General features: G+C 35.4%; 9 protein-coding genes and 1 pseudogene. 3 read left to right on the plus strand and 7 right to left on the minus strand.

Annotated elements, in window-relative coordinates:
- Positions 1–508, minus strand: a 508-nt coding sequence (locus P8M54_RS07895) for a lyase family protein (RefSeq protein ID WP_300286972.1), incomplete at its 3' end; no start/stop codon positions are given.
- Between the two features lie 242 nt (positions 509–750).
- Between P8M54_RS07895 and P8M54_RS07900 the strand changes: the two genes are divergently transcribed.
- Complete coding sequence (locus P8M54_RS07900; RefSeq protein ID WP_300286974.1) at positions 751–921, plus strand: hypothetical protein; 171 nt, start codon at positions 751–753, stop codon at positions 919–921.
- A 109-nt stretch (positions 922–1030) separates the two neighbouring features.
- Here P8M54_RS07900 and P8M54_RS07905 read toward each other — a convergent pair whose 3' ends face one another.
- The 3 genes and pseudogenes from P8M54_RS07905 to P8M54_RS16340 all read right to left on the minus strand — a co-directional run bounded on the left by P8M54_RS07905 (position 1031) and on the right by P8M54_RS16340 (position 3930).
- Positions 1031–3496, minus strand: coding sequence for an outer membrane beta-barrel family protein (locus tag P8M54_RS07905; protein ID WP_300286976.1), 2466 nt, complete (start codon positions 3494–3496; stop codon positions 1031–1033).
- 89 nt (positions 3497–3585) lie between these two features.
- Positions 3586–3717 (minus strand): annotated as a pseudogene (locus P8M54_RS16335) (ArsC/Spx/MgsR family protein); the annotation flags it as partial.
- A gap of 15 nt (positions 3718–3732) precedes the next feature.
- Positions 3733–3930, minus strand: coding sequence for a hypothetical protein (locus tag P8M54_RS16340; protein WP_366525136.1), 198 nt, complete (start codon positions 3928–3930; stop codon positions 3733–3735).
- A gap of 82 nt (positions 3931–4012) precedes the next feature.
- Here P8M54_RS16340 and P8M54_RS07915 point away from each other — a divergent pair, with 82 nt between their 5' ends.
- Positions 4013–4942 (plus strand): CPBP family intramembrane glutamic endopeptidase, encoded by a 930-nt coding sequence (locus tag P8M54_RS07915; protein WP_300286979.1) that lies wholly within the window; start codon positions 4013–4015, stop codon positions 4940–4942.
- A gap of 19 nt (positions 4943–4961) precedes the next feature.
- Positions 4962–6008 carry an AMP-binding protein gene (locus tag P8M54_RS07920; protein ID WP_300286981.1) on the plus strand — a complete coding sequence of 349 codons (1047 nt, stop codon included), beginning with the start codon at positions 4962–4964 and terminating at the stop codon, positions 6006–6008.
- A 72-nt stretch (positions 6009–6080) separates the two neighbouring features.
- Here P8M54_RS07920 and P8M54_RS07925 read toward each other — a convergent pair whose 3' ends face one another.
- The 3 genes from P8M54_RS07925 to P8M54_RS07935 form a co-directional block, all read right to left on the minus strand.
- Complete coding sequence (locus P8M54_RS07925; RefSeq protein ID WP_300286982.1) at positions 6081–7685, minus strand: S41 family peptidase; 1605 nt, start codon at positions 7683–7685, stop codon at positions 6081–6083.
- A gap of 1 nt (position 7686) precedes the next feature.
- Positions 7687–8202: a GNAT family N-acetyltransferase gene (locus P8M54_RS07930; RefSeq protein WP_300286983.1), complete on the minus strand. Its 516-nt coding sequence runs from the start codon at positions 8200–8202 to the stop codon at positions 7687–7689.
- 183 nt (positions 8203–8385) lie between these two features.
- Positions 8386–9288 carry an NmrA family NAD(P)-binding protein gene (locus P8M54_RS07935; protein ID WP_300286985.1) on the minus strand — a complete coding sequence of 301 codons (903 nt, stop codon included), beginning with the start codon at positions 9286–9288 and terminating at the stop codon, positions 8386–8388.
- Between the last annotated feature and the right edge of the window lie 228 nt (positions 9289–9516).

Raw genomic sequence — 9516 nt, forward strand, 5'->3', positions numbered from 1 at the left:
CCCTAAGATTTTCTAGAGCGGGAAGCGTTAATTCTACTACCATTTTATAGGCAGCAATGTGCATGGCAGTAGGGAAGGTGTCGTTAGAAGATTGAGATTTGTTGACATCATCATTCGCTTTTACAAATGCCTCTCCTTCACCAAGTGCAAATCCTTGTAAAACATGGGCACGATTGGCAATTACTTCATTCACGTTCATATTGCTTTGCGTTCCTGATCCTGTTTGCCAAATCACCAAAGGAAATTGATCTTGCAGTCCGCTGGCTAGTATTTCATCGCAAACTGCTGCGATAGCATCTCGTTTTTCAGAAGACAAAACACCCAAGTCACAATTGGTATAAGCGGCGGCTTTTTTTAAATAAGCAAAACCTTCAATTATTTCGTGAGGCATCGACGCTGCGGGACCTATTTTAAAATTAGTACGGGATCGTTCAGTTTGGGCGCCCCAATATTTATCAGCTGGGACTTGTACCTCGCCCATAGTATCTTTTTCTATTCTGAATTTCATGTTGTGATGGATTTAAAATAATGATTTGCATTGAAGCGTGAAAGGAATTGGAATGCCCTAGCCCAGATAGCAATGGAAATCCCACGCTTTTTAGCGTGGATTGTAATGGATAGCTGGATAAAGCTCCAAGATAACCTCAAATTTACGGATTAATTGTATTTTATAAAAATTGGATTGGTTTTTTATTGCTATAAAAAAATATTACGCTTATATTTGTGGCTACATTCAAAATTCCGGAAAACATGTTTGAATTTTCACAGTATTTAGGCTTTTTACTTTTTTTAACGATCCTTACCATAGGATTCTGGTTAATGTTTTTTCTAGTTAGTTTCGTATCCTACTGGGTAGGTGGAGCGACTTGGGAAGCTTACAAAGAGAAGAAAGCTAAAAAGAAAGAAGAGCAATCAGCATAATTTGATTGTTTTATAGAAAAAGGACTCGTAATTACGAGTCCTTTTTTTTATGGCTATAAACTAAATAGAAAAGGACCCTTTTTCATGAGTCCTTTTTGTTTTTGAATTATTATCCAGGAAATCCGCCACCATCATCTTCACGATTGGTTGGAGCATTTTTGTCTTTATCTGTTTTCTTTTTATTGATACGGTAAGTAAACGATAAGTTAAACTGTCTTCTTCTCCATTGCATTTCGCTTGTAGAGCTTACACTTGGCAAGTTAACCAGAGATCTCATTTTTCTTGAGTTGAAGATGTCACTAATGTTAAATGCGATTGTTCCTTTATCTTTTAAGACATCTTTACTAAGTGATGTATTGATACCATAGACTCCTAAGCTTCGTCCTTGTGCCGTTCGACTAGGACCGTTGTAGGTTCCGCTTAACTGCCAATCGATTTTATAAGGTAAAGTATATCTTGAGTTTACTCTTGCGAACCAGTTTGTCGCTTGGTTGTCTAAGTTTTGGGTAATAATTACATTATCTGAATTTAAATAAGTAAAATCTCCTGTAGTTTTAGAATTGAACAAGTTAAAACTACTGTTTAGTTTCCATTTTTTCGTCGGGCTGTAATTTAAAGTAAATTCAAGACCAAATTTTTGCTCTTTACCAATGTTAATTGGTGTACTTAAAATTACTGGGGTTCCTGTGTTATCTATTGGATCACCATTTATATCTAGGTCTGGATTTACAAAATCTCCATTTTCATAGCGTACAAATGAGAATACATTTTTAGTGTTTTCGACATACATCGAAGTATTAAAAGTTACTTTATCCCAACGATTAATATAACCTACATCAAATTTATCAGTCAATGAAGGATCTAAATCAGGATTTCCTTGAAATATATTAATGTTACTTGAGATATTAGGAGTAGGGTCAAGGAAACGTCCTCTTGGTCTTGATAAACGCTTGCTATAACTTAAAGACACGCCACTTTTATCTGATATTTCGTAGTTGATAAAAGCACTTGGGAAAAAGTTATTGTATTTTTTATTATTGAAATTATTAGTTTGTAACAAATTGATATCGATGTTAGTGTCTTCCCATCTTAAACCAAATAAATACGATAGTTTGTTTACTTTAAAGCCATACTGCGTATAAATGGCATTGATTTTTTCTTTGTACTCTAATGTGTTTGGTGCAATAGTAGATATAGTAGTTCCCGGAAAACTAAAGTCTTTATTTAAGTCATTAAAATTTCCTTTGTATCCTGCTTCAAATTGACTTCCTTCGCCAATTGGTAGCACATAATCTGCTTGTATTTGAAGTTGGTTTTGTAAACTGATGTTATTTGTTCCACCATTACCAATCACAGAGTTATCGCGATCGTCTTCTCTTGAATAAAGACCGTCTAAGGTTAGTTTGTGACCTTTGTCATTAAAATTTTTGATAAAATTCGAAGCAAATTCAGTGTCTTTACCTGTTGCCGTTCCTATATTTGAACGTAGCGTTGAATTGATGAAATTTTGGTTAGCATCAAAATTATCAAAATTCACTAAGTCTTCTGTTGATCCTGAATTATCTCTATAGCTGATTGAGTTAGTCCAAAATGTATTAGGAGTAATCGACCACTCAAAACCAGTTTTAGTGCTGATTCCTTTTCTTAATCTCTCTGTATCACGAGTTTCGTTGATGAATCCTGAAGTTGTACCATCAGTAGCAAAATATTCGGACTTGGTATTACCTGCACCTTGATTCACTCTATAATTGTATCCTGTGGTCGTAAAATAATTCATTTTCTCGGTTTTATAGTTTAAGTTTCCACTTAAACCATAGGTTTCAGGATATCCTGTAGAGGCGATAAAGGTTCCGTTTAGACCTTGATTTTTACCTTTTTTAAGGATGATATTCAAGATACCAGCTCCACCTTCTGCATCGTAACGAGCTGATGGGTTAGTGATAACTTCCACTTTATCAATTGCATCAGCCGGAATTTGGCGTAAAGCCTCAGCCATATTTAAAGCGTTAGAAGGGCGACCGTCTATAAAGATACGAACGTTGTCACTACCTCTTAAACTTACATTTCCTTCTACATCCACGGATACAGAAGGTACGTTTTCTAGTACATCGCTAACAGTACCACCTTTTACAAGCATGTCTTGCCCTACGTTGTAGACTTTCTTATCAAGTTTGATCTCCACTGTGGATTTTTCAGCTCTAATAACAACTTCATTTAGTTGTGAGATGTCTTCAAAAAGCCCTAAAGTACCTAGATTAGTATTTTCTACTAACTTTCGTTCTTTTAGATTTATTGATTTAAATGAAATGAACTCAATAATAATGTTGTACGTTCCAGGAGTGACGTAAATATTGAATTCTCCTTTAGGGCTTGTAATTCCGCCCGCAATCATTTTAGGGTTTTTACTGTTTATTAAAGTTACAGTAGCATACTCAAGTGGTTGCTTGGAAGTTTTTTCGATAACAGTTCCAGTAATTTTTACTTTTTCTTTAGCTGCTGTTGCATCCTGTGCAAATCCTGCTGAAAAACTAATAAATAAACTTAATGTTAAAAGGTACTTTAAAAAATTTTGCATTGGTTTTATGTTTTTTTTGGGATAAGACGCCAAAAGGTCTTTTTAGTTTAACAGACAATTCATAAATAATTGTTAAAAGAAATAAAGTTCTATCCAAGAAAAGCTGTAATCTTATTTAAGTCCCTAGCCACAATGGCTTTAGACTCTTTTATTAGAATGGGTCTTTCGATTAAAATAGGGTATAAAACCATAGTTTTTATGATATTTTCATCGGATAAAGAGTTGTTTTTATAATTTTATATCCATATTTTTTCTTTTTGTCTTATTAATTCTATTGGCTTTAAATTTAGTTTTGCCAAAAGAGATTTCAGTTCTTCAACCGTAGGTGGATTGTCAAGGTATTTGATTATGGTATATTCTTTGGCACTAGCTTCAAGTAGCGCTAAAGCATTTCTTGATTTTCCGCATCGTGGATTATGGTATATTTGTATCATTATAGGAAGGAATAAGGTATTTTTATTTTACAAAAGTAGCGGTTGAAAAGAGAAAAGTAGAAGAATAATTAAAATTTATCAGATGTTTATAGAACAAGGATTGCGTAAAACTAATTTTTTCGGCAAGTATTTGCTGGGATCGTTCTTAATTTTTATTGCCTCAACTATTGGTCAAGTGCCTTTAATTTTGGCGGTTGCTTATGAAACGGTAACTAACGGTCGTGAATTTCCAACTGGTAATGATGCTTTAATGCGTTTTTTTGAACCCAACCTCACGCTGTTTTTATTACTTATTAGCTTCGTGTTTGCTTTATATTCGCTATATCTTGTAGTCAAACATTTGCATAAGCAAACCATGTTATCGGTAACGACCTCAAGGGAAAAAATAGATTGGTCTCGGATATTTTTTGCCTTTTCAATCTGGAGCTTATTGACCGTTTTATCAACAGTAGTCTATTATTATATTGCTCCTGAGGATTTTGTGTTTACTTTTAAACCTGTACCGTTTTTAATTTTAGTGGTTATTGGAACTTTGCTTATTCCTATTCAAACAAGTACTGAAGAATATGTGTTTAGAGGCTATTTGATGCAAGGTTTTGGTAATTTATCGCGCAATAAATGGTTTCCACTTCTGATGACTTCTTTGATATTTGGGGGAATGCATTATTTTAATCCCGAAGTGACCAAAATGGGGAATATCATTATGATTTACTACGTAGGAACCGGCTTGTTTTTAGGAATTTTAACGCTGATGGACGAGGGTTTAGAATTAGCATTAGGTTTTCATGCAGCCAATAATTTACTAGGTGCATTGTTGGTTACGTCAGATTGGACTGTTTTTCAGACGCACTCGATCTTAAAGGATATTTCAGAACCAGAGGCGGGAATGGATGTGCTCCTTCCGGTCGTGATTGTGTACCCAATTCTTTTGTATATCTTTAGTAAAAAATACCAATGGACCCATTGGAAAGAAAAACTAACTGGAAAAATTAAACCTATTACTACCAATTAAATGGTAAAACCGTACTAACATGGAAAAAGTATCCTACAAGAATGTTCACAATCGTTTTAAGCTAAATGGCGTTCATTTAAATAAGCAGGATTTATGTAGTTTATCCTATGCCTTGATCAAAGAAGGCGATGTTTTTGAGAAATCAATAGGTGATTTTTTATTAGATTGGTTTGACCAAAATTCATTTATCGAGTTGCAAACCTCGGGAACAACGGGAGCTCCTAAATTAATTAGGGTGAAGAAGAAGAACATGGTGAACTCTGCATTGGCGACAGGAGATTTTTTTGATTTACAACCTGGTGATACCGCCTTATATTGTTTGCCAACGCGCTATATCGCTGGAAAAATGATGTTAATCCGAAGTTTTATTTTGGGATTGGAAATCGATTTTGTCGCGCCTAGCTCGCATCCATTGGATAAAAATACCAAGCGCTATGATTTTGTTGCCATGGTACCTTTACAAGCTCAAAATTCCTTGAAAGAGATTGAAAATGTAAAAAAATTGATCGTAGGAGGTGCCAAAATGAGCAAAACACTCGAAAAAAGTTTGCTTAAAGTACCCACAGCGGTGTACGAAACCTACGGTATGACCGAGACGATTACGCACATTGCTGCCAAAAAGATAGGAGAAAAAGCATTCTCTATCTTACCCAATATTACCATTTCTCAAAATGACAACAATTGTTTGGTTATTGATGCTCCAAGAGTTGCCGATGAGCAAATTGTAACCAACGACTTAGTTGAGTTACTAAATGACCATCAATTTGTGTTTTTAGGTCGAATTGATAATGTCGTGAATAGTGGCGGCATTAAATTAATTCCGGAACAGATAGAAGAACAGTTAGCCGCTCATATTTCTGCTCGCTTTTTTGTGGGAGGAATTTCTGATACCGACTTAGGCGAAAAATTAGTACTTGTAATTGAAGGGGAGCAAACGGTTTTACCGGAAGTTGTTTTCGAAAGTTTGGATAAATACCAAAAACCAAAAGCTGTTTTTTATATTTCTAAATTTGTAGAAACGGACAATGGAAAGATCAAAAGGAAGGAAATGCTCGAGAGTCTTTAATTTTTCTTTACATCTGAACTAAAAAAGCATCACGATTTTCAGATCATGATGCTTTTTTGTTAGATGCAGTTCTTAATTTAACTTACTTTCTTTTTGGACGGCATTCGCTTTATTGATTTCATTTACAATCCACTCTAGCTCGGGATCTTTTCCTTCTATTTTATCTTGAAGTGTAGGTAGGATTTCCTTATCAGGATAAATACCGTGACCTAGGACGGGTGTTTTGTAGTACGGAACTACATTCATAACACCTATCCTCACGATTATTTGAGAATTAGGTAGTTTAAGTTCAGGCATGAATCCGGCTACCGTTCCGTTGTAATCGCCTCCTGTTTCTTGCCCCACAAAGGTCGCTCGCCGGGATCCTTTTAAATTAGAGGAGATTATACTAGAAGCAGAGAAGCTACCACCATTAATTAAAACATAAATTTTTCCTTTAAATGCGGTTGCCTTCGGTTGCTTCACCTTAGTAAATGATTGGGTGTAATATTTCCCGTCTTTTTCTTTTTTGACCTCGAACAAAGCATAGGTGTAGGCAAGTGGTGAAAATACTACTTTTATCATTTTCTCTACAATTGAATTGCTTTCAAAATAGCTGCCGCGTACTAAACTAGCTCGAGATACAACTTCTGATTTATCCAAGAAAACAAAACTCGAGTCGGCTAGATAGGAATACAACTCGGCGATTTCAGCCAATCGTCCACCACCATTATTACGGAGGTCTAAAATGAGTGTTTTCGTTTTACTATCCTGCAATTGCTGAAAACTTTCTTTGTAGAATATTTTATAGCTTTTGTTTTTAAAGCCTCTAATTTTCATTAGCGCCACACTACTGTCTTTTGCAACAAAATTAAAGTTACGTGTAAAGTTTTGAGCGTCTTTATTATAGCCGTTAATTCGTTTTTTTCTTTTAAAGGCTTTTTGTGCTTCTTTTTGTGCTTGGGTTACAATTGGTTTTACTGTTGGAGTCTTTTGTTTTAAGGAATCCTGTTTTGGTTTTTCAGGATTTTTTCTAGCAATGATGCTACTTTTGATACTGTCCTTAAATTGAAACTGATAGGCGATACTGTCTTTAATACCTTGTTCAGCGGTGAAATAGGAGACTATTTTGCGGCTAGCAACATTAGTTTTATATGTAGTATTAAAGCCGTCAGAGGTAAAATAGTGGTCATATTCGGTATTTAAATCCATAGGATTAAGTCCATTCATACTAATGATTTCGCTTCCTGCTTGAATCGATTTATCGTACGATTTGTTTTTAATAACATACAGTTTGTTATCAATGACATCCAACTCGAATTGCGAAATAGGACCAGTGCCCTTTTTTTCTAAAACTTTGGCTTCTTTTTTAGTAAATTTCTTGGTAGGAATATAAACTTGGGAATGTCCTTGACGCACTGCTGCAACCAACGGACTCAGTTTTTTGTAAAAGCCAAGCGGTTTTAACGGACTTGTAATTGTTTTTTTTACGCTATCGAAATTGTAGTCTAAAGCAGCTTTGTCGATGTATCCGTATAAATTAGGATGTAAACGTTGTAGTTGTAGATAAGTGTAATCGACATCTTGCTTCATTTTTTCCACTGAAATAAGCGTGTCTAGTTGAGCATTGTATTTTTTAACCGAGGAGCATTGTATGAACAAGAGCACAGTTAAAACTAGCAGTAGTATTTTCTTCATATTATCCATTTGTTGAGAGTACTTTTTCATAGGCTCTTCGGGCGCTACCTCTAAAATAAACTTGTCCGCAATACTGGTAGCCTAGTTTTTCAAACACGGCTATCATTGCGAGATTATCAAAATTCGTGTCGGCTTTGATACTAACAATTCCATTTGCTATAGCAAATTCCTCAATGTGAAGCAGTAGTTTTTTAGCGAGTCCTTTTCCCAATTGATTTTCGGCGATGGCGACTCTATGAAATACGACAAAATCACCATTGGTCAACCATTCTCCTTCAATATTGGCATACTCGGGTTCATCATTAATTAAAAGTGCAACGTAGCCTACAATGGTATCGTTATCGGTAATCACATAGCCTGCATCTTTAGTAATATCGCTTTCAATTACGGTTGGGTTAGGGTAGCCGTCTTGCCACTGCTTGCTTCCATCTGCCTTCCTGCGGGCTATGGCTTGTTGTAATATTTCCCAAATCGCGGGAATTTCTTGAGTGGTGGCTTGTCTAAATTGGTGGTTCATTGGTTTAGGGTAACTTGATTTATTGAATGATGCTCATTGAGAAAAGTAAATTTAGTCAAAAAAGCATATTTTGCGTCTGTTATAGGTACTTTATAATCTTTTTTTATTGTTCGAAATAGAACGAATTCTAATTGTCTCGTATGCATCGTAAAACCTATTTGCCTTTACCATTATTCTAAAACCTTAAGCGGTTTTATGATTGGATAGCAACTCTTTAACAGTTGTCCATTTCATATCAGCATAGCGATTGTTGTCTGTGGTTTTTAGATTCGCTCTTTTGTCCATCATATTACGCATGTATTGCATTCCCTGCCATGCAGGATAAAGGTCTGTTTTTGCGGGTGAAAATAGTTTTGTAACTTTTATTAGAAAACTTAACAATCCTAAGCCTCCCGTTCGAATTAAACGGAATTTTTGACCTGTTAATTGATTCATTGCTTCTCTTATTTCTTGTGGGCTTATTTGATCACCGGCAATCCGTAAAAACCGAGGTGTGGTGCTATCTAACGCTACATTTGCAGTAAACTTGGCGGTATCGTTTAAAGTGGTAAATCCCATTTTATGGTTAGCATCTCCCCAATAAAGAACCAGTTTCTTTTTAAAAATGATCATCGGTATTTCGTTCGTAAGCATATCCATAAATGCACCATTAAAAATAGTTGTTGAAGCAATAGAAGTAGTGTCTAAGTAGCTATGAAATGCTCTTCGTAAATCTAAGTTGCGATTTTCGCCATCCTTAAATTTCGTGAAGTCTAATGAAAAATCAGAAGGAATAAATCGGGCTACTCCAGCCAAAATCGCTCCATTTAGCAGGACTTTTTGTGTCTCGATAACAACGTCTTCTAATCCTGCAAGTGCAGAAACTACGCATGTTGCACCACTGCAAGCGTTGGCTATTTCTTGTTGGTTTGTCAAATCTACTACGAAGATTTTTGCCCCACTGCGTTCTAGCTGGCTTACTTTTTCTTTGTCAGAAGTGGCACGTACTAAAACCCGAACTTTGGCGTTTTTTTCTAACAAGGCTTTTACGATTCGGCCACCAAGATTCCCTGTTCCTCCGGCTACAACTATGATTTTATCAGTCATTTATTGTTGTTATTTGTGTGTGCTGCATATTTATTACTATCGTTTTCTTAACCCGACTACTTTTGTATGGACTTTGGATCGTTGTTTGATAAATCAGTTACATTTTCAATTTCAAATATTTCAATGAATGTTTGTTCCAATTTTTTCTTTTTCCTTTTTATATCCCATATCGAAAAGAGGAAAATAAAAACAATAAATAAATTCAAAGCTAAAGGTAAGCCATATGGA

The organism is Flavobacterium sp., from assembly GCF_029242675.1.
GTDB lineage: Bacteria > Bacteroidota > Bacteroidia > Flavobacteriales > Flavobacteriaceae > Flavobacterium.